Genomic DNA, 18612 nt, shown 5'->3' with positions numbered 1-18612 from the left:
CCCTTCAGCTACTGAAGACGTTTATCTTTTACAAATTTGGATGGTATTGAATATTGCTGATGCGACGTCTACACATCAACAAATCCATATTTCAACTGAAGATAAGTGTGGGAAAATTCATTTGAATATTTCCAAACATGCTAGGGCGTGTCCTCATTTGAGGAATGATATTTAAAAGCATAAAATTAAGCATTAATTTATCCATATTCTTATATTTTCCAATGGCACGCACTCTTCTCACAGATGATATCTGGCAACAGATTCAAGAAACCATGAGGTTTCATGGTTGCTACTGTTCAAAAAACAGTAGAAATATTATGGAAGCTATTTTGTGGAAACTCCGTACAGGCGCGACATGGCGGGATATTCCAGAAGAGTTTTGTCCTTGGAAAACAGCTTACAACCGTTTCAATCGTTGGGCAACAAAGGGATTATGGGATAAGTTTTTTTTAAATTACGAGGCAGTTTGGATCAAGAGTGGGTATTCATTGACGGAAGCTACATACGCGTGCATCAGCATGCAAGCGGAGCTCGGCATGGTTTCAAAAGAGCAATTGGAAAATCTCGTGGTGGATCCACAACAAAGATTCATCTTGCAACCGACGCGAACGGATTACCGATTGATTTTAAAATCACTGGGGGTGATGTCCATGACAGCCAAGTTGCTGAACAACTCATAGATCTAGTTGATTCTGCTGATTATTTGATTGCAGACAAAGGATATGATGCTGAGCATATTAGAGCATCTGCTAGAAATCGAAAGATGATTTCTATTATTCCTCTAAGGTCAAATAGTAAGAGATTAAATCCTGATTTTGATAAGTACTTATATCGCTTAAGGCATTTAGTAGAAAATGCCTTTGCAAGATTAAAACACTTCCGTGCGATAGCAACTCGATTTGATAAGCTAGCACGTAATTATCAGTCGATGGTTTATATCGCTTGCTTGTTCATTTGGTGTAAAGCCAAATGAGGACACGCCCTAGTAAAAAAAGATTATCTATTCAGAAAGATATCAATATGTATACAGGTTAATTCCATACTGAGGAAACTGCAAATTCCACCATTCCTGAAAAGTATTATGTTTATTTACATATTGCCAAAGGTCATATTCAGGTCAATGAGCAATTTTTGAATATAGGTGATGCTGCTCGTATCCTTGACTGTGGCAATATACATTTTTGCTCTGTCGATTATGCCGAAGTTTTAATTTTTGAAATGCAAATTCATTAAAATTCCAAAAATGTTTTAGCGCTTATTTAAAAAGATACTTTAAAACTTTAGACAATAAAAATGCCTCATGAGGATATATCGCTGACCAAATTAAAATTTCTGTGTCTATCAGCAAATATCAATCCCAATTCGATACAGAATAACCTCATTAATAGATCTCGTTTATATTAAGAAACCGTAATCCAACCCCTGGTTCCGTAATAATATATTTGGGTTGTATCGCATTATCATTCAATTTCGCTCGTAATTTTGCGACAAGAATCCTTAAATAATGCGTATCCTCCTGATGCGTAGGTCCCCATAAATCTTTCAAAATTTGTGGCTGTGTAATCAATTGCCCTTTGTGTTGTGCCAACAAACTCAACAACTGATATTCTTTACGTGTAAGTGAAATAAGTTTCTGATTTAAAAATACTCGCCTGTGTGAAAAATCGATTTTCAATAAGCCATCATCATAAATTGTAGATTCAATGACCGTATTTTGAAACTGCCGTAACAATACACGTATTCGAGCCATAAGCTCTTGTATGCTAAATGGCTTGGTCACATAATCATTTGCACCTGCATCTAAAAGTTTCACTTTTTCAAGCTCATCGGAACGCACAGATAATACAATGACAGGAACATTTGACCACTCACGAAGCTCAGATAAAACCTCAAATCCATCTAAATCTGGTAAACCTAAATCTAGAATAACTAAATCTGCGCCTTGTAATGCCAACAGTTCCAAGCCTTTTTGACCATTTTCAGCCAAAAGTGTTTTATAACCTTGTGCACGAAGTGCAATGTCTAAAAACTTACGAATCTGATTTTCATCATCAATGATCAGTATATTGGTCATAGAACTGGTCGATACATTTTGCTCTGACATTTTTCCCTCAAAACATTGATAATAGAGCGAGTTAAGCAATTTGCTGAATCGGCAACCGCATTCGAATACACGTCCCTTGATTCTTCTTAGCTGATGATGCCACGATTTCCCCCATATGCGCACCAATAATGGCCTTGACAATAGTTAAACCCAAACCAGTCCCATACTGCCCACGATCACCACGTTGCATGGTATAAAACATATCAAAAATACGGTCTCTTTCATCTTCAGGGATACCCTGACCTTGATCAGTAATGGCAATTTCGATTTCATTTTCACTGAATTTTGCAACATCAATAATGACTGCCTGAAGTTCAGGTGAAAACTTGGCTGCATTTTCCAATACATTAAAAATCGCCTGTTCAATCAAAGCAGCATGCACAAATAAGCTCAAACTTTCTGCAGGCATTTTTACATTGACAATGGCTTGTGGCATATAACGTTTTAAACGACGTACCGCTGAACCAACCAACTCATCTACACCAATCCAATCCCGTTTTAGGCTTAAACCCTCATGTCCTAAACGTGTCATATCTAACAAGTTCTGAATATATCGATCTAAACGCTCACCCTCCAGATGAATCGCTTCCAATAAATCATCTTGGTCTTTTTCATCCATCGAATGACGATAATTGCTTAAAGTGTCTGCAGCACCAATAATTGAAGCCAAAGGCGAACGTAAGTCATGCGAAACAGATGAGAGTAATGCTGAACGTAATTTTTCAGTTTCAGAATTCACATTGGCTATTTCTAAGGCTTTGGTGAGTTGAGTACGAGAAATCGCTTGGGCAATATATTCCACCATTGTTTCGGCTAATTGTTTTTGTTCAGTATTCAAAATAGATTGTGTAGGTGGAAATTTCAAACCAATCACACCTAAACATTGCTTTGAGGCTAATAACGGTAAAAACCACCATTCATTTTTAGTTAAAGTTTGAGTAAATCGCCCTGAAGGTAGGTGATTTTTAAATGTCCAATCTGCTGAAATTTTATCTTTCTGATTAATTGCATTTTGTGAGTTTTCCCTAGATAAAGTTTCAGGAAAATAAATCCAAACGTGTGCATTTAAATTTTTGCTTAGGCTATTTTCTGCAATTTCTTGCACCTGTTTTAAATCGACTGCTGTAGACAACTTCTGCCCTAAATCTTGCATGATACTATTATAGCTATTTGCCGTTTTTAGTGCCGTGACTTGCTCTTTGAGTCGAGAAGCCAAACGACTAGAAATTAAGGCTGCACCTAAGAAAGCAACTACAGTGATCACCCCTTGATGTGCCGAAATTTGCAACGTAAATTTTGGGGAAATAAAAAAGAAGTTATACGCCAAGAAGAATAAAAGTGCCGAAAGCACTGCAGCGAGCATTCTTGTTTTTGATGCCACAAAAACCACGGCGGTAATAAAAATAACAGAAAGTTCTTCAATACCAAGATATTTTTCCCCAAAACTGGCAATCACAATACTCACAACGACTGTTGCAAGTACATACCATATTTCTCGCAGTGACAGAAAAGCACTTTGGTTGAGAATAAATAATGGTTTATTTTCAGAAAAAATAGGCACAATACTGAGTTCAAAACTCGGTTGATATCTCAACAGTTGTTCAATCAAATTCGGCTTGAAATAAAAAGCAGTCGCATATTTTTTCTGAACAGTTTGCGCCAAAACCAAAGTGGAAATACCTCGATCCATCACATAATCAAACAAGGTCTTTGCATGCTGTTTACCATGTAAGATTTCTGTCATTCCACCCAATTGTCTTGTTAAATTTAATGCACGTTCGATTTCTCGACTTTGTGACTGATTTTGCGAATAGTCTTTATTTTTAACGCTTTGAGAATCATGTGAAAATGCAACTACTGTCCAATTCGCCAAACGATGTTCTGCAATTCGACAGCCTGCACGCACCAAAGCCTCAGAATGTCCATAGCCATCCACCATAATTAAAATATGATTTTTCAATGGAATTTGCGCAAGCCCTTGAATGGCAAAATTTTCACGCACGTCACTATCGACATAACTCGCAACGGTTTGCATTGCTAACTCACGTAAAGCAGTCAAGTTAGAATGATTAAAAAAACGTTGCAAAGCCTGTTCTGCTTGCTCAGGCACATAAACTTTGCCTTGATTTAAACGCTCCAACAACTCATTGACAGGCAAGTCAATTAAGCGAATATCACGAATCCTTTCAAACACACGATCCGGCACAGTTTCTGTCACACGAATGCCTGTAATTTGATACACCACATCATTCAAACTTTCCAAGTGCTGAATGTTCATGGTAGTAAAAACATCTATACCCGCATCTAATAATTCATTGATGTCTTGCCAACGCTTTTCATGACGACTGCTTGGCATGTTGGTATGGGCAAATTCATCAACAAGAACAATGCTTGGCTTTTTATCCAGCACCGCATCCAAATCCATTTCTTCTAGTTGATGCCCTTGGTATGCAATAATTTTACGGGGAATAATAGCAAGACCTGAAACCAAATTTTCGGTTTCTGCGCGCGCATGTGTTTCGACATAACCAATGACAATGTTGTTGCCTTGCAAAGCCAATTCATGTGCGCGAACGAGCATCGCAAAAGTCTTCCCGACACCTGGCGCAGCCCCTAAAAATATTGTTAAACGTCCAGATTGATAGCGCTGCGTATGTTGCAACAAAACATCTGCTTTATTCGTTCGTTGATCGGTCATCGATGTCTGCTTATGTATGTTGAATTTTAAACAATCGGAATCTTAAATTCGAGCTAATCCTCCCTTTAAGAGCGGGCTAGGGAAAGATTTTTTATTTAAAATTACCTCTTCTAGCCTTGCCCCTCAAAGGGAGAAAGAATAATTAACTTATTCAAATCTCAAAATCACTTTCCAATGTGATCCAAAGCTAAATTTAATTCAAGTACATTCACACGCGCCTCTCCCAATATCCCAAAAGTAGGCTGCACTGTATATTGCTGTACCAATTTAGTCACTTCTTGCTCAGAGATCTGCCTTACTTGCGCAACACGTTTCACCTGAATAGATGCAGACTTCACAGAGATTTCAGGGTCTATTCCACTGCCAGAAGCGGTCACCAAATCCGCCGGAATTTTTGATTTTTCAATCTGTTCCTTTACAGCAATTTTATTCAACCGCGTATCTATGGCTTGATGTAAAGCAGGATTGGTGACTGCCATATTACTCCCTGCCATTGCCATTGGGTCATAATGTACAGCCGATGGACGTGGCTGAAAATATTGGGTCTGAATAAAAGGTTGTGCAACTAGACGTGACCCCACAACCCGATCATTTTCCAAAATTAAACTGCCATTGGCTTGATCTGGAAAGATGACCTGACCAAGCCCTGTGGCAACTAAACTGTATACAAAACCGCAAAGTGTTAAAGCAACAATACTTAAGCCTACAGATGCACGTGTTAAATCTGCCCATGATGAATCCATGAGTTGCTGATTTTCCAATGAATCGTTCTTATCTGCATAATGTTCAATGTTCATTTTTATCATCCTCAAAAAATTAAAGGGACAGTAATGGACTAATCATCAGATCAATCACTTTGATTGCAACGAAAGGCAATAACACCCCACCCACACCATAAATCAACATATTACGGCGCAACAATTGAGTAGAGGTAGAGGGTTTAAATTTCACACCACGTAAGGCAATTGGAATCAGTAAGGGAATAATAATGGCGTTAAAAATCAAGGCTGAAAGAATTGCACTTTCAGAACTACCCAATTGCATCACATTTAAAACACTCATTTGTGGAATGCTAGCCACGAATAATGCAGGTAAAATTGCAAAATATTTCGATACATCATTTGCCAATGAGAACGTGGTCAATGCGCCACGGGTAATCAACTGTTGTTTACCAATTTCAACCACAGCCAATAATTTAGTTGGATCAGAATCTAAATCCACCATATTGCCTGCTTCTTTAGCCGCTTGCGTACCTGAATTCATGGCTAAACCAATATCGGCTTGTGCTAAAGCAGGTGCATCATTGGTGCCATCACCGACCATTGCCACCAAATGCCCTTTATTCTGTTCATCTCGAATACAATTCAGTTTATCTTCTGGTCTTGCTTCAGCAATATAGTCATCTACCCCTGCTTCTGCTGCAATTGCCGCTGCCGTTAAAGGATTATCTCCCGTCACCATGACCGTTTTAATGCCCATTTCACGTAAACGAGCAAACTTTTCTTTAATACCTTGTTTAATCACGTCAGAAAGCTCAATTACACCAAGAATGTTTTGGTCTTTTGTAACCACTAAAGGTGTAGCCCCTTTCGATGCAACCTGTTTAACACGAGTTTTAAGCTCACTATGATTTTCAATACTTTGTGTTGCGAATTTCAAAATCGCATCTAAAGCACCTTTTCGGATTTGATGACCATCGGACAAATTAATCCCTGAAATACGAGTTGAAGCATTAAAAGCAATAAATTCAGCATGTTCAGGTTCTACGACTCGCTCACCTTGATCTTTTGCCAAAGCCACCACAGACTTACCTTCAGGGGTCGGATCTGCAAGTGAGGTCAACACTGCTGCTTGACGAAGTTCAGACTCGGTAACGCCTGAAAGCGGATAAAATGCCGTTGCCTGACGATCACCATAGGTAATAGTTCCTGTTTTATCGAGGAGCAATACATCGACATCCCCTGCGACCTCAACCGCTTTACCTGATTTGGCAATAATATTGGCTTTTAAAGCTCTATTCATTCCCGCAATCCCAATTGCAGGTAATAAGCCACCAATTGTGGTTGGAATTAAACACACCAACAACGCTACCAAGACAATTGGATTAATTTCAATATTCAGGAAATGTCCAATAAAAGGCAAACTCATCACCACGACAATAAACGTCACGGTCATGACAGTCAGTAAAATACCCAATGCAATTTCATTCGGCGTTTTTTGGCGGTTCGAACCTTCGACCAAGGCAATCATTCGGTCAAGGAAGCTATTTCCAGCTTCAGCAGTCACTTGTACGACTATACGATCGGTAAGCACTTTAGTACCGCCAATCACACCTGATTTGTCTGTACCTGCTTCACGTAATACAGGTGCAGATTCACCCGTAACAGCCGCTTCATTAATGGTGGCAAAACCTTGAATAATTTCACCGTCAGCAGGAATCAGCTCGCCTGCACGGACTTCAATCAAATCATTCATTTGCAACTCTGTTGCAGCAACTTGCACGCCCTCTAAACTATCCTTAGAACTGAGTCGACGGGCGGTTAAATTCTGCCGTGCTTGTCTTAAAGAAGACGCTTGACCACGTCCTTTGGCTTCTGCAATCGCTTCTGCATAATTGGCAAATAAAACAGTGATCAATAAAATAAACGTCACCGATAAACCAAATACCAAACTAGCTTCACCTATTAAAGTACTAATAAATGTAATGCTTGTTCCAAGCCAAACAATCGCCATCACAGGATTCTTAATCATATGTTTCGGTAATAATTTAACACAGGCATTTTTCCACGCTTCAGCTTGAAATAAAGTCGAAGATAATGTGTTTTTTTGTGCTTCAATAGATTGTTTTGAATGCTTCATTGTACTCACCCTTAACCTTGAACCAATAACAAATGGTCAGCGATTGGCCCCAAGACGAGGACTGGCATAAATTGTAATAAGGTCAACATCATCACGATGGCAATTAAAGTTAATGCAAAGGTTGGTGTTTCAACTTTTAGGCTTCCGCTACTTTCAGGTGCCTGACGTTTAGCTGCTAAACGTGTTGCAATCCATAATGGAATAATTAAGGTTGGGAAGCGTCCCAATAACAAAGCTAAACCACAGGTCACATTCCACCATACGGTGTTATCTGCCAATCCCTCAAAGCCTGAACCATTGTTGGCAAATGCAGAAACGTATTCATATAGCACTTGGGAAACGCCGTGATATTGCGGATTACTATTGCCAGTCAATTCTGGGAAAAATAAAGTTATAGCGGTTAAAGTTAAAATCACAATTGGCTGTATAAGAATGACCACGGCAAGTAATTTAATTTCTCCTGCTTCAATTTTTCGACCAAACAACTCAGGTGTACGTCCTGTCATTAAACCTGCAATAAATACAGCCAAAAATAGGTAGATAATGAATTGCTGTAAGCCACAACCAATTCCTCCCCAAATGGCATTGATCAGCATATTAGAAAACTGAACCAAGCCTGTCAGTGGTGCGGATGAATCATGCATCATATTGACAGAGCCGTTGTTGACTTGTGTCGTCAGTGCAGACCAAAGTGCCGAAGAATACTCACCAAAACGAACCTCCTTTCCTTCCATTGCATAAATCTGTGATGCTGTAGAAGAAAGGCTTTCAGACCAACTCGCACTGCTTGCGGAAACCACTGACATCAGCAACATTGAACCAAAAACAAAGCCTGCAAATTTGGCACGTTTAGTGAAAAAGCCCAACATAAAAATGACAGAAACAGGGATCAGTAAAATTGCCAACATTTCTAAAAAATTAGATAAAGGCGTTGGATTTTCCAATGGCACACTACTGTTTGGTCCATACCAACCACCACCATTACTACCTAATTGCTTGATTGCCACCATCGGTGCAACAGGACCTAAAGGAATTTTTTGCGTGTGTAATTCGGCAGTTTGGTCGCGGACTTGAACTTCAGGACCACCTTGAAAAGTAGATGGCACACCTTGGCTAGTGAGTAAGAGCGACCACACCATACACAACGGTATTAGAAAGCGAAAAGTTGGACGAATAACATCTGCCCAATAGTTTCCGATATTAATCTTTTTAACTTTGGTGCTAAAACTTGCATATTGATCTGCTTCTGACACAACATTCGATTGCTGATAAAATAGTGCACGAATCGTTGCGACAACCATCGCCAAACCCATCATTGGGGTAATAATTTGCAGACCCACAATCCCGACCATTTGCGACAAATAAGACAGTTGAGCTTGCCCTGAATAATGTTGCTGATTGGTATTGGTCAAGAACGAAATCATGGTATGCAATGCCAAATCCCATGACATATTCGGTGCATTGTTTGGATTCAGTGGCAAACTGGCTTGTGTCATAAATAAAAGCCAAGTCACTAAACCAAGTAGTAAACAGCTCAGTACAAAACTCAGTGTATAGGTCTTCACGTTCATGCCAATTTTTGGGTTTGTCCCTAAAATGGCGTAAATTGGTTTTTCGATCCAATTAAATAATGGGTCAATTTTCATCTCACGATTTTGCATAATCGCAGCGAGATATTTCCCTAAGGGATATGCCAAAGTGGTCACCATGACCAAGAGTAAAATAAGCATTAACATGGCATCTCACTCCCCGTTAAACAGTGAGCAATAAATCTATTTTTGATATTGATACATTTTTGATTTTTAAGTGTTTGTACGAGGCACATTTGGGGATGCTGTACTTTTTGATGCGCTATGAATGTAGCACTCATCTTTTTCATCCTAAACTTTGGGATATTCCACGATTTAGTATGAGAAAAGTATGCGTAAACTCTCTATTCACGAAACAGTATATGACGTAAAAATTACGTAAAAATTTGTCTTTTACCATTTATAAATCATGTGAAATGCCTTACAACAGATGCCTATTTTTATGACGTTGTTCGTTTACTTATGGAAAATTTTGAACTGCTTAAAGCCTTGTTTTTAGGGCTTATTGAAGGGTTAACCGAGTTTTTACCAATTTCAAGTACAGGACATTTAATTTTATTTGGGCATCTAATTGATTTTCATTCAGATACAGGGCGTGTTTTTGAAGTTGTCATTCAGCTTGGTGCTATTCTTGCTGTGTGCTGGCTCTACCGTCAAAAAATTATCAATTTAGTCAAAGGCTTTTTCTCGGGTGATGTACATGCCAGACGCTTTGCCATCAATGTTTTTATCGCTTTTCTTCCCGCTGTGGTTATTGGCGTTTTAGCAGTCGACTTTATTAAGCAAATCTTGTTTAGCCCACTGGTGGTCGCCTTTGCTTTAATTATTGGTGGTTTTATTATTTTTGCGGTAGAAGGTAGAAAGTTTGAACCCAAGACAATAGAAGCAACGGACATTAACTTGAAACAAGCTATTTTGATTGGCTTTGCACAATGCCTTGCGATGATTCCAGGTACATCTCGTTCAGGTGCAACCATTATTGGTGGTATGTTATCGGGTTTATCACGTAAAGCTGCTACAGAGTTTTCGTTTTTCCTTGCCATGCCAACCATGCTTGGGGCGGCAACTTATGATCTTATACGCAACGCAAATGTATTAACTACAGACAATATGATGAATATTGCAATCGGTTTTATCGCTGCATTTATAGCGGCATTATTTGTGGTCAAAGCTTTAGTTAAATTTGTAGAAAAACATACATTAAGAGTATTTGCTTGGTATCGGATTATATTGGGTATACTCATACTAATCCTATTACACTCCCTCTAATAATCTAAGGAAGAAAAAATTGGTGTTACTCTAAATTGTATGTTGCGAATAATGAGAAGCACTGAAAGACCTATATAAAGAAGAATGGTATCAAACACGATGATAAGCAGAATTACCGTTGTAAAGGATGTAAATTGACTTTACTTATGCTTGCCTAATGTTGCGGAATTCGGGATATTTCAATGATCATAAAGGGTTAGTATTGGGAATATCCTGAAAACGTTAACAGAGTAAAATGATGAGCTTACTCCAAAGCAATCACACTATAAAGATTCAGAAGTAGATGAATTTTGGCGTTTTTTAGTAATAAGAAAAGTAAGCGTTGGTTGCCGTATGCCTTTGAAAGAAGCAGCGTAGAAATGGTAGCTTTTGTATGTGGCGATAGAAACACCATTACAGCACAAAAGTTAAAGGATCGAATTGAAGACTAAATATTACTTAGGTTTATTACTAGTGACCGTTGGAAACGTATTATTAAAGCCTTTAAGTTCACTTTGCCAGGGAAGTTTCATACAATTTAAATATGTTTACTTCCTAATCCATTTGTCGTGTAAGGCATTGAATAAAATGAGTTGTTAGAAAAAACTAAAACCTGTTGTTTTTCAAAAAAGCTTGAAAATCATTTTAGAACCTACGATTTAACCTTCTTTTATATCAATAATGGATTTATTTAATGCCAGCATACTTTTTGAAACACCATCCAAAATTGTATATGGAGTAGAAACACGGGCAATAAAAAAAAATTATAAATAGAATAGTTTTAATTAAAATTAAACGAAAACCGTAGAGCTTTTAAATATCCACCATCTAGAGTTTCCAATGTGTAACTCTGCTGTTAATTCATCACACATATCAAAGACCCCCCTTGTCTATGATGAAAATTAATAAGTTGCAGACATTAATTTTCCTTGTTCTAACATCAATATTTCAGCGTGTAAAAATACTAACTCATCTACATGGTGCGTCACATAAATCATCGGCAAATCAATCTCCTCTTTTAACCTTTTGAAGAATGGTAAAATTTGCTGTTTTAGTTGATGATCAAACCCTGTCAGTGGTTCATCTAGCAGTAATAAATGGGGTGAAGACAACAAGGCACGGCCAATTGATACCCGTTGTGCTTCTCCACCAGAAAGCTGATGTGCTTTACGATGAATTAAAGGCATTAATTCAAGCAAATCAACAATCTCATTAAAATGAAATTTAGGATTTTCTTGATTAACCTGTTTTACTGCATACATTAAATTTTGCTGTACATTCATGTGTGGGAACAATAGTGCATTTTGAAAAATCATCGCAATTTTTCGTTGATGCATGGGCACATGAATGTTTTTCTGCTGGTCAAATAAAACCTGTTGATTAAACTGAATAGAGCCCTGTGTTGGATGTAATAAACCGACAAGATTTTTTAAAAATGTACTTTTTCCACTACCCGATGCACCGACGATGCCCAATAGTTGATCTTGCATTTCAAGCTGAATATTTAACTTAAAATCTGCCCTCTGATATTGAAAATCGCAACGTAGCATACGCTTATCCCATTAATTTACTTTGATATTTCTGCAAGATAAAGTAATTGGCTATCAGTGCAGAAAAGGCAAGAATTAAAGAAAGAGTGACCAAACGCATCGCCATTTGTTCACCGTCAGGTTGTTGTAAAAAGGAATAAATAGCGATGGGTATCGTCCTAGTTTCATCAGGGATATTGCCAACAAATGTCATGGTTGCACCAAACTCGCCTAGACTACGGCTAAAACATAAAATACTACCAATCAAAATCCCTGGCAGTGCCAAAGGCAAATTAATACTGAAAAAAACTTTGATTGGACTTGCTCCTAAAGAGCCTGCAATGTGTTCAAGTTGTTGATTCATCATTTGAAAAGACAGTCTGATGGGCTGCACCATTAAAGGAAAAGCCACAATCATGGAGGCCAATACTGCACCTTTCCAATTAAATGCCAATTCAATACCCATTTGATGTAAATATTGTCCAATCCAACCTTTATTGCCAAATAAAATCAAAAGTAAATAACCTAAAACCACAGGTGGCAATACCATGGGTAATTGTAAAATCGCCTCCACTAAAAATTTAAGTCTGAATTCATAACGTGCTAAACACCACGCCAATGCAATCGCAAAGGGAATGCAAAACAGTGTTGCAAAGCAGGCAACTTTTGCCGAAAGGTAGAGTGCACTTAGTTCTTCAGGGCTTAGCATCTTACATCCCTCTCACTCTTTGCCTATTTTATTAATTTTTTTGATCTTATTGGTTAATGCTAAAACCATATTTTTGATAGATAATTTTAGCTTGTGGGCTGCTTTTTACAAATTTTTCAAACTGTACAGCATCCCCATTCTTTTCACCCTGTTGGGTTAAAGCCAAAGGATAAAGAATCGGATGATGTGAGTTTTCAGGGAACGTCCCAATCACTTTTACCTTTTTGCTGATGAGTGCATCGGTTTTATAAACAATACCAACATCACATTCACCACGTTCTACAAATGCTAAAGCAGAACGAACATCATCTGTACCGACAATTCTCCCTTTCAAACTGTCGAGCCAATTGAGTTTGATTAAACTTTGTTTGGCATATTTACCCGCAGGAACAGATTCCATTTGTCCTGTACACACATGTCCTTTAAAGGATTGTGCAAAATTAAAATTGGGTTGTGCTTTAAATGCAATATTTAATTTTTTTGGGCTAATCAGAACCAATTGATTTGACAATAAAGCTTTGCTTTTATTTTCAGTAATCATTTGTTTTTTAATTAAATAACTCATCCAATCGACATCCGCAGAAAAGAAAAGATCACTTTTTGCCCCCGCTTCAATCTGTTTAGCCAATGCGGATGATGCACCGAAAACAGGTACAATATCGGTCTGAGGATGTTGCTTTTTATAAACTACAGCAATATCTGAAATTACATTGGTCAAACTCGCAGCGGCATATACCTTGACAGTTTCAGCTTGAGTTAAATTGCATAGACTGAATAATGCTACTCCAATCATTAAATTTTTCATGCGTTCTCCAATTACAAATTATTGATATTTAGCGTAATAAATGATTTAAATTAGATGAAAAATCCATCCACAATTTGCCCTGCATGTATTTTCTCCCTAGCAGGAATGCGAACCAAAGCATTGGCGTGCATCAAATTGCTCAACATATGTGATTGTTGATTGGACAAACTACTGACTTTCAATGTTGCCTGAGCAAAACTGACGCTCATGCGTAAAATGCGTTCTCGTGCATCGGCTTTTAAGTCGTGGGTCAATGTTGCTTTAAAACCATTGGGAATGTGTCGATGCCCCTGCAAAGCATTTAAAATCGTTTGAGTATAAATGTGCATTCCAACATACACCGCAGCAGGGTTTCCTGGTAACCCTAATAAAGAACAAACAGATCCATCTGTTCTGATAAATTCTGCAAACAACATCGGCTTGCCAGGTTTTTGTTTCACTTTCCAAAATATTTGCTGAAAACCTAAATCCAAAGCGACAGGTCGAATAAAATCATAGTCACCGACAGATACACCACCTGTGGTTAGGATCAGATCGTATTTTTGATTTAAATCACCTAATAAATTGTTTACGACCTCAGCCGTATCTGCGACATGAAAAATATCAACTTTTTGATTTTGTTGTTGAAACCATGCTTGAATAAGCGGTGCATTGGCATCAAAAATTTTCCCTGCTTCAAAATCTGAACTGCTTTTTGCGACTTCATCCCCTGTAATCACCACTGCGATTTTAGGATATTGATAGACTTGAACCTGTTGCACGCCTGCCATACTCAGTGAAGCAACGGCACCGACTGATAATTGTTGTCCTGCTTGTGCCAAAAGTTGCCCAACAGTAATTTCTTCACCTGCATCCCGAATATCGGCATGAATTTTTAAATGTTCTATTATTTCGATAGATTCAGGATTAATAATTTGAATAATTTCCTGCCTTGCCACAGTCGTTGTGCCCTGTGGAATTTCAGCACCTGTGAAAATCCGTAGCGCCTGCCCTGCCTGTAAAGTTAATTCTGCGCTTTGCCCTGCACGAATTTCACCGATTAATGTAAATTGGCTATTCGCTTGTATAACATCTTCTAAATGAGTTTCTAAAGGATCAGCTGAATTAAGCGCATAGCCATCGACAGCACTTTGTGAAAATAAAGGTAACTGTATAGTTGAAAAAATATCTTCGGCTAAATAACGGTTTAAGGCAGCATTCAATGCAAGTGTTTCAGTACCTAAAGGTTGTATTTTTTCCAAAATCAAAGCTAAAGCCTGATCAATCGAAATCAGTCCTGATTCCGTTCCACAGCTAGAATGTGTGGCAGACTCTGCTTGAAACGAAATTATTTCATTGATGCTTCCACTCATTCATAACCACCTTGATGTGGAATATTTTTTTGCACATCAAATAAATGAACCAACGCAGGTAAAATTGCGATTAAGGACTCTTTGGCACCCTGACGACTTCCCGGCAAAGTAATCACTAAACTGTTATCAATATAACCTGCAACTCCGCGACTGAGTGCAGCATAAGGCGTGCGTTTCTGTCCAAAACTACGAGAAGCTTCCATTAAACCGGGAATTTCACGCTTCAATAAGGGTTGAATAGTTTCCACGGTTAAATCTTTTGGCCCTAAACCAGTACCACCCACGGTTAAAATTAGCGGATATTGATTTTTTTGCTGTTCAATTAAAGCCAATAATTGTTCATGGCTATCTGCAATCACTTGATAGCTAATATTGCTAAAATTCGCTTCCTGTAAAATTTCCAAAACATTTTGTCCTGCGGTATCGGGTTTTTTACCTGAAGCGACTGTATCTGACAGTACAATCACCGATGCAGATAACGCCTCTTTCAGCGCACGGGTAAAATGCGACTTACCGCCTTTTTTCTTGTCTAATTTGCACTGATCCAAACTTAGATCTTCAGGATCACAATGTGGTTTCAGCATGTCATAGAGAGTTAGACCTGCAAGGCTGACTGCTGTCAATGCCTCCATTTCTACGCCCGTTGGGCCAATCGTTTCAACAGTTGCAATAATTTTTACATGATTTTCAAATAGTTCGAAATCCACATCTGCACGATAAATGGGTAATGGATGACACAATGGAATCAGCTCATCAGTTCGTTTTGCCGCTAAAATGCCTGCTATACGTGCTGTTTTAAGCGCATCGCCTTTTTCGGTATTGCCATTGCGTAGCAATTCAATGCAATGTGGCGGTGCGTACAAAATACCCGATGCAATTGCAGTCCGATAGCTTTCCGCCTTCATACCTACATTTTTCATGACAATATCCTTCAGTGCTGATAAAACTTTATAGGTTTAGAGCATTCACTTAAATCAGGGTTGAAGTGAATGCTGTTGATGTAATTCATCACTTTATTAATGTGCTGTATCATGACAATGTTCATGCATGTGACGATGGCTATGTGAGTGATGCTGATCTAAACTTTGATCTAAATCCTGACGAATACAACAACCTTCCACATATTGACTTGTCCCATCACAGTAAAACTCTTCTTTCCACACGGGCACTTCATGTTTGACCCGTTCCACCGCTTCTTCACACGCCTGAAATGCTTCACGGCGATGCGCTGCATAGGCAATGGCAATAATCGCCGTTTCACCAATACCCAAAGCTCCAACTCTATGAACAACTCGTACATAAGACACGCCGTATTTTTGTTGAATGTCCTGTTCAATTTGACGAATCATTTTTTCCGCAACAGGTGCATAAGCAGTATATTTCAATGCTTGAACGGATTTACCTTCATGATGATTGCGTACCGTACCAATAAATATACCAATGCCCCCACATTCAGGAAAATGTTGAATGCCATCAAAAATATCCTGTGAAAATGCATGGGTTTGAATCCTTGCAAAATGTTTTAGAGCTTGCATAATCAACCTCCTGCAACAGGTGACAGCATGACAAGGGTACTGTCATGATTGAGTAGCATTTGCCGTGACACAATATCTTCACCAATAGCGCAGGCACAGCGTTCCAGCATTTTTTGCGTATGCGGATATAACAGTTCCACTTGTGCTAAAACATCTGCAATGCAGCTTGAAGCATCACACTGTAGGATTAAATCACTCGGTAATTGCCGTTCAATTGCACCAAAGGCTTCAATTTTAACTAGAATATTTGACATCTTTAACCTCCAAGCATATGCATACTGATTTTTCGGGATGTCTGCTGTACTGTTCGGGCTTGAATAGCATCATACCCTTGTTCTTTTTTCCAAATATAAGCACCAACTTTTTGCAATAATGCTAACTTATCAGGGTTCTTTTCAGGCATTTTTTCAACGGTTGATAATGCAACTTGTCGTGAAGCTAACAATAGCGCTTTAATTTCTGTTTTCAGTGCTAAGCCTTTTGGCGCAAACAAACAGTTATACAATTCGCCTTGTGCCGTTAAACGAATACGATCACAATCACCGCAAAATGAATGACTGATAGTGGAAATAATACCAATCGTATGTTTTTTGGTGAGATGACTGTTGATTAAATATTGCCGTGCAGGATTGGCTCGAAATTTATCCGATGGTTGTACCTGAATTTGTATATCAAATTCAGTCGCCAATGTCGCTAGAATCTGTTGCTCACTCACCACATCCGCAACCGACCATTTTTGATCACCATCAAGTGGCATAAACTCAATAAAACGTAGCACAATATCCTGCTGAATCGACCATTTTGCCAAAGGTAAAATCTGATCATCATTCAGACCTTGCATTAAAACCGTATTAATTTTAATCGGCAATCCAACTTCTAGTGCCGCAGAAATCCCTGCCAATACAGGTGCCAACTCTTTTTGGGTCAGTTGCTTAAATTGTTCTGCATCCAAACTATCCAAACTTATATTCAGATCATCCAAACCTGCATTCTTCAGTGCTTCAGCATATTTTTTTAAATAATGCGCATTGGTGGTCATCGAAATACGTTTTAGACCGATTTTTTTGAGTTGTTGTAATTGTTCAATAAAATGTACCACTCCTTGGCGCATTAAAGGTTCACCACCTGTAATGCGAATATGTTCGATACCTTGTTGCACCATAAAATGGCAAAATTGATAAAGTTCTTCAAAACTGAGTAAATCGTGTTTTTTTACCCACTCAGGATGTTCAGGCATACAATAAGCACATTTAAAATTACAGCGATCAGTCACTGAAATTCTGAGTTTGCGCTTTTGACGACCAAATTGATCAGCAAATACAGCCTGTGTTTCCAATGGCATCATCGCATTCATTCTGAGCACTCACCTCTTTGGGTATTTAAATTTTGCACTCTATTTATGCTTCAACTTAAAAAGGCCCAATCCATCCTGATGACTTATTGTTATGAGAGGTAGCAATAAGTGTTCCAACTTTGTGCCAAAGTAGCAATTTGCCTGAATTAATGGAGGAATTTCAGTTGTTGATATTGTTGCAACTCATCCAATGAATTAATACTGTGGAAAAAGAGTGCATGATTTTTAAAACATGCCACCTGAGCGTGCAAAGATTCAAAACATTGCTTTAAACTGCGCTGTTTTTGCTCAAGCTGTGCCACTAATGTGGGAAAACTGCCGCGCTTTAACAAACAAAATGGATATAAAGCAGTTTGATTGATTTCCACATAAGCCACTTCTGCCTTCGGATTTTTAGCCAAAGTCTGATGCAACATTGCCACGACATTGGACGGAATATAAGTTACATCACAAGGTACAAACAGCACATAATCAGATTGCACATGCGACCATGCACTTTTCATTCCCATCAAGGGGCCTAAAAAGCCACGTTCATCATCCTGATAACAATGCAAACTCGGAATAATTTTCTGATAAATTGAATCATCCCGATGGCTGTTAATCCACACAGTCGTTACAGTAGATTTAAGTTGTTGATGGATTTTAATGAGTTGAATTTGATCATCAAATTTCTGCAAAAGTTTATTCATGCCATTCATACGCCGAGCCTGACCACCTGCAAGAATGACCAAATCAGTGGCAGGATAATCCACCTTCAAACTCACTTTCCGATAGATTCTTTTTACTGTGTTACGCAAGTCTATTTTTTTAAATGTGTCTTCTTTCATAGC

17 protein-coding genes and 1 pseudogene are annotated in these 18612 nt (G+C 38.4%); 4 read left to right on the top strand and 14 right to left on the bottom strand.

From position 1 onward, the window contains the following. Positions 1–221: 221 nt before the first annotated feature. Positions 222–973, top strand: a protein-coding gene (locus ACK2M2_RS02305; RefSeq protein ID WP_419345990.1) for an IS5 family transposase whose coding sequence is annotated in 2 segments (ribosomal slippage) — positions 222–453 and positions 453–973 — 753 coding nt in all. Because the reading frame shifts where the segments join, the coding sequence is not laid out codon by codon here. A 77-nt stretch (positions 974–1050) separates the two neighbouring features. Beyond that, positions 1051–1233: pseudogene (locus ACK2M2_RS02300) on the top strand (hypothetical protein); the annotation flags it as partial. A 148-nt stretch (positions 1234–1381) separates the two neighbouring features. Here ACK2M2_RS02300 and ACK2M2_RS02295 read toward each other — a convergent pair. The 5 genes from ACK2M2_RS02295 to kdpA all read right to left on the bottom strand — a co-directional run bounded on the left by ACK2M2_RS02295 (position 1382) and on the right by kdpA (position 9397). Further along, entirely contained in the window at positions 1382–2104 is a 723-nt protein-coding gene (locus ACK2M2_RS02295; RefSeq protein WP_419345989.1) for a response regulator, read from the bottom strand. Positions 2105–2135: 31 nt separating this feature from the next. Further along, positions 2136–4802: an ATP-binding protein gene (locus ACK2M2_RS02290; protein WP_419345988.1), complete on the bottom strand. Its 2667-nt coding sequence runs from the start codon at positions 4800–4802 to the stop codon at positions 2136–2138. Between the two features lie 164 nt (positions 4803–4966). Next, complete coding sequence (kdpC, locus tag ACK2M2_RS02285) at positions 4967–5599, bottom strand: potassium-transporting ATPase subunit KdpC (RefSeq protein ID WP_419345987.1); 633 nt, start codon at positions 5597–5599, stop codon at positions 4967–4969. Between the two features lie 19 nt (positions 5600–5618). Next, positions 5619–7661, bottom strand: a complete 2043-nt coding sequence (kdpB, locus tag ACK2M2_RS02280; RefSeq protein WP_419345986.1) for a potassium-transporting ATPase subunit KdpB — start codon at positions 7659–7661, stop codon at positions 5619–5621. Positions 7662–7672: 11 nt separating this feature from the next. Further along, the gene (kdpA, locus tag ACK2M2_RS02275; protein ID WP_419345985.1) at positions 7673–9397 is read right to left on the bottom strand and encodes a potassium-transporting ATPase subunit KdpA; all 1725 of its coding nucleotides are present in this window, start codon (positions 9395–9397) and stop codon (positions 7673–7675) included. A 315-nt stretch (positions 9398–9712) separates the two neighbouring features. Here kdpA and ACK2M2_RS02270 point away from each other — a divergent pair, with 315 nt between their 5' ends. Together ACK2M2_RS02270 and ACK2M2_RS02265 are read left to right on the top strand one after the other, a co-directional pair. After that, entirely contained in the window at positions 9713–10519 is an 807-nt protein-coding gene (locus ACK2M2_RS02270) for an undecaprenyl-diphosphate phosphatase (RefSeq protein ID WP_419346029.1), read from the top strand. Positions 10520–10593: 74 nt separating this feature from the next. Then, positions 10594–10677 (top strand): transposase-like zinc-binding domain-containing protein, encoded by an 84-nt coding sequence (locus tag ACK2M2_RS02265; RefSeq protein WP_419346028.1) that lies wholly within the window; start codon positions 10594–10596, stop codon positions 10675–10677. Between the two features lie 723 nt (positions 10678–11400). On the opposite strand, the gene ACK2M2_RS02260 is transcribed toward ACK2M2_RS02265, so the two are convergent. From ACK2M2_RS02260 to mobA, 9 genes are all read right to left on the bottom strand, one after another. After that, positions 11401–12048 (bottom strand): ATP-binding cassette domain-containing protein, encoded by a 648-nt coding sequence (locus ACK2M2_RS02260; protein WP_409511706.1) that lies wholly within the window; start codon positions 12046–12048, stop codon positions 11401–11403. A gap of 4 nt (positions 12049–12052) precedes the next feature. Then, positions 12053–12736 carry a molybdate ABC transporter permease subunit gene (gene modB / locus ACK2M2_RS02255; RefSeq protein WP_419345984.1) on the bottom strand — a complete coding sequence of 228 codons (684 nt, stop codon included), beginning with the start codon at positions 12734–12736 and terminating at the stop codon, positions 12053–12055. Between the two features lie 46 nt (positions 12737–12782). Further along, positions 12783–13541: a molybdate ABC transporter substrate-binding protein gene (modA, locus tag ACK2M2_RS02250; RefSeq protein WP_419345983.1), complete on the bottom strand. Its 759-nt coding sequence runs from the start codon at positions 13539–13541 to the stop codon at positions 12783–12785. Between the two features lie 50 nt (positions 13542–13591). Continuing rightward, the gene (locus ACK2M2_RS02245) at positions 13592–14893 is read right to left on the bottom strand and encodes a molybdopterin molybdotransferase MoeA (RefSeq protein ID WP_419345982.1); all 1302 of its coding nucleotides are present in this window, start codon (positions 14891–14893) and stop codon (positions 13592–13594) included. Further along, positions 14890–15813 carry a bifunctional molybdenum cofactor biosynthesis protein MoaC/MoaB gene (moaCB, locus tag ACK2M2_RS02240; RefSeq protein WP_419345981.1) on the bottom strand — a complete coding sequence of 308 codons (924 nt, stop codon included), beginning with the start codon at positions 15811–15813 and terminating at the stop codon, positions 14890–14892. The genes ACK2M2_RS02245 and moaCB overlap by 4 nt, the downstream gene beginning before the upstream one ends. 96 nt (positions 15814–15909) lie before the next feature. Next, positions 15910–16428, bottom strand: a complete 519-nt coding sequence (locus tag ACK2M2_RS02235; protein ID WP_419345980.1) for a molybdenum cofactor biosynthesis protein MoaE — start codon at positions 16426–16428, stop codon at positions 15910–15912. Between the two features lie 2 nt (positions 16429–16430). Further along, positions 16431–16682, bottom strand: a complete 252-nt coding sequence (locus ACK2M2_RS02230) for a MoaD/ThiS family protein (RefSeq protein ID WP_409511700.1) — start codon at positions 16680–16682, stop codon at positions 16431–16433. Between the two features lie 2 nt (positions 16683–16684). Next, positions 16685–17782, bottom strand: a complete 1098-nt coding sequence (gene moaA / locus ACK2M2_RS02225; protein WP_419345979.1) for a GTP 3',8-cyclase MoaA — start codon at positions 17780–17782, stop codon at positions 16685–16687. Positions 17783–17928: 146 nt separating this feature from the next. Beyond that, on the bottom strand, positions 17929–18609 hold the full coding sequence (gene mobA / locus ACK2M2_RS02220; RefSeq protein ID WP_419345978.1) for a molybdenum cofactor guanylyltransferase: 681 nt from the start codon (positions 18607–18609) through the stop codon (positions 17929–17931). Positions 18610–18612: the final 3 nt, after the last annotated feature.

The organism is Acinetobacter sp. TY1 (assembly GCF_048551395.1).
Taxonomy (GTDB): domain Bacteria; phylum Pseudomonadota; class Gammaproteobacteria; order Pseudomonadales; family Moraxellaceae; genus Acinetobacter.
This window is presented reverse-complemented; position numbering and strand designations above follow the sequence as displayed.

What these genes read in the sequence shown, in the direction of transcription:
- moaCB (WP_419345981.1), bottom strand. Translation starts at nt 15,813, where the DNA reads ATGAAAAATGTAGGTATGAAGGCGGAAAGCTATCGGACTGCAATTGCA.
- ACK2M2_RS02245 (WP_419345982.1), bottom strand. Translation starts at nt 14,893, where the DNA reads ATGAGTGGAAGCATCAATGAAATAATTTCGTTTCAAGCAGAGTCTGCC.
- kdpC (WP_419345987.1), bottom strand. Translation starts at nt 5,599, where the DNA reads ATGAACATTGAACATTATGCAGATAAGAACGATTCATTGGAAAATCAG.
- ACK2M2_RS02295 (WP_419345989.1), bottom strand. Translation starts at nt 2,104, where the DNA reads ATGTCAGAGCAAAATGTATCGACCAGTTCTATGACCAATATACTGATC.
- ACK2M2_RS02290 (WP_419345988.1), bottom strand. Translation starts at nt 4,802, where the DNA reads ATGACCGATCAACGAACGAATAAAGCAGATGTTTTGTTGCAACATACG.
- ACK2M2_RS02270 (WP_419346029.1), top strand. Translation starts at nt 9,713, where the DNA reads ATGGAAAATTTTGAACTGCTTAAAGCCTTGTTTTTAGGGCTTATTGAA.
- ACK2M2_RS02235 (WP_419345980.1), bottom strand. Translation starts at nt 16,428, where the DNA reads ATGCAAGCTCTAAAACATTTTGCAAGGATTCAAACCCATGCATTTTCA.
- kdpB (WP_419345986.1), bottom strand. Translation starts at nt 7,661, where the DNA reads ATGAAGCATTCAAAACAATCTATTGAAGCACAAAAAAACACATTATCT.
- modB (WP_419345984.1), bottom strand. Translation starts at nt 12,736, where the DNA reads ATGCTAAGCCCTGAAGAACTAAGTGCACTCTACCTTTCGGCAAAAGTT.
- moaA (WP_419345979.1), bottom strand. Translation starts at nt 17,782, where the DNA reads ATGAATGCGATGATGCCATTGGAAACACAGGCTGTATTTGCTGATCAA.
- ACK2M2_RS02260 (WP_409511706.1), bottom strand. Translation starts at nt 12,048, where the DNA reads ATGCTACGTTGCGATTTTCAATATCAGAGGGCAGATTTTAAGTTAAAT.
- mobA (WP_419345978.1), bottom strand. Translation starts at nt 18,609, where the DNA reads ATGAAAGAAGACACATTTAAAAAAATAGACTTGCGTAACACAGTAAAA.
- ACK2M2_RS02230 (WP_409511700.1), bottom strand. Translation starts at nt 16,682, where the DNA reads ATGTCAAATATTCTAGTTAAAATTGAAGCCTTTGGTGCAATTGAACGG.
- kdpA (WP_419345985.1), bottom strand. Translation starts at nt 9,397, where the DNA reads ATGTTAATGCTTATTTTACTCTTGGTCATGGTGACCACTTTGGCATAT.
- modA (WP_419345983.1), bottom strand. Translation starts at nt 13,541, where the DNA reads ATGAAAAATTTAATGATTGGAGTAGCATTATTCAGTCTATGCAATTTA.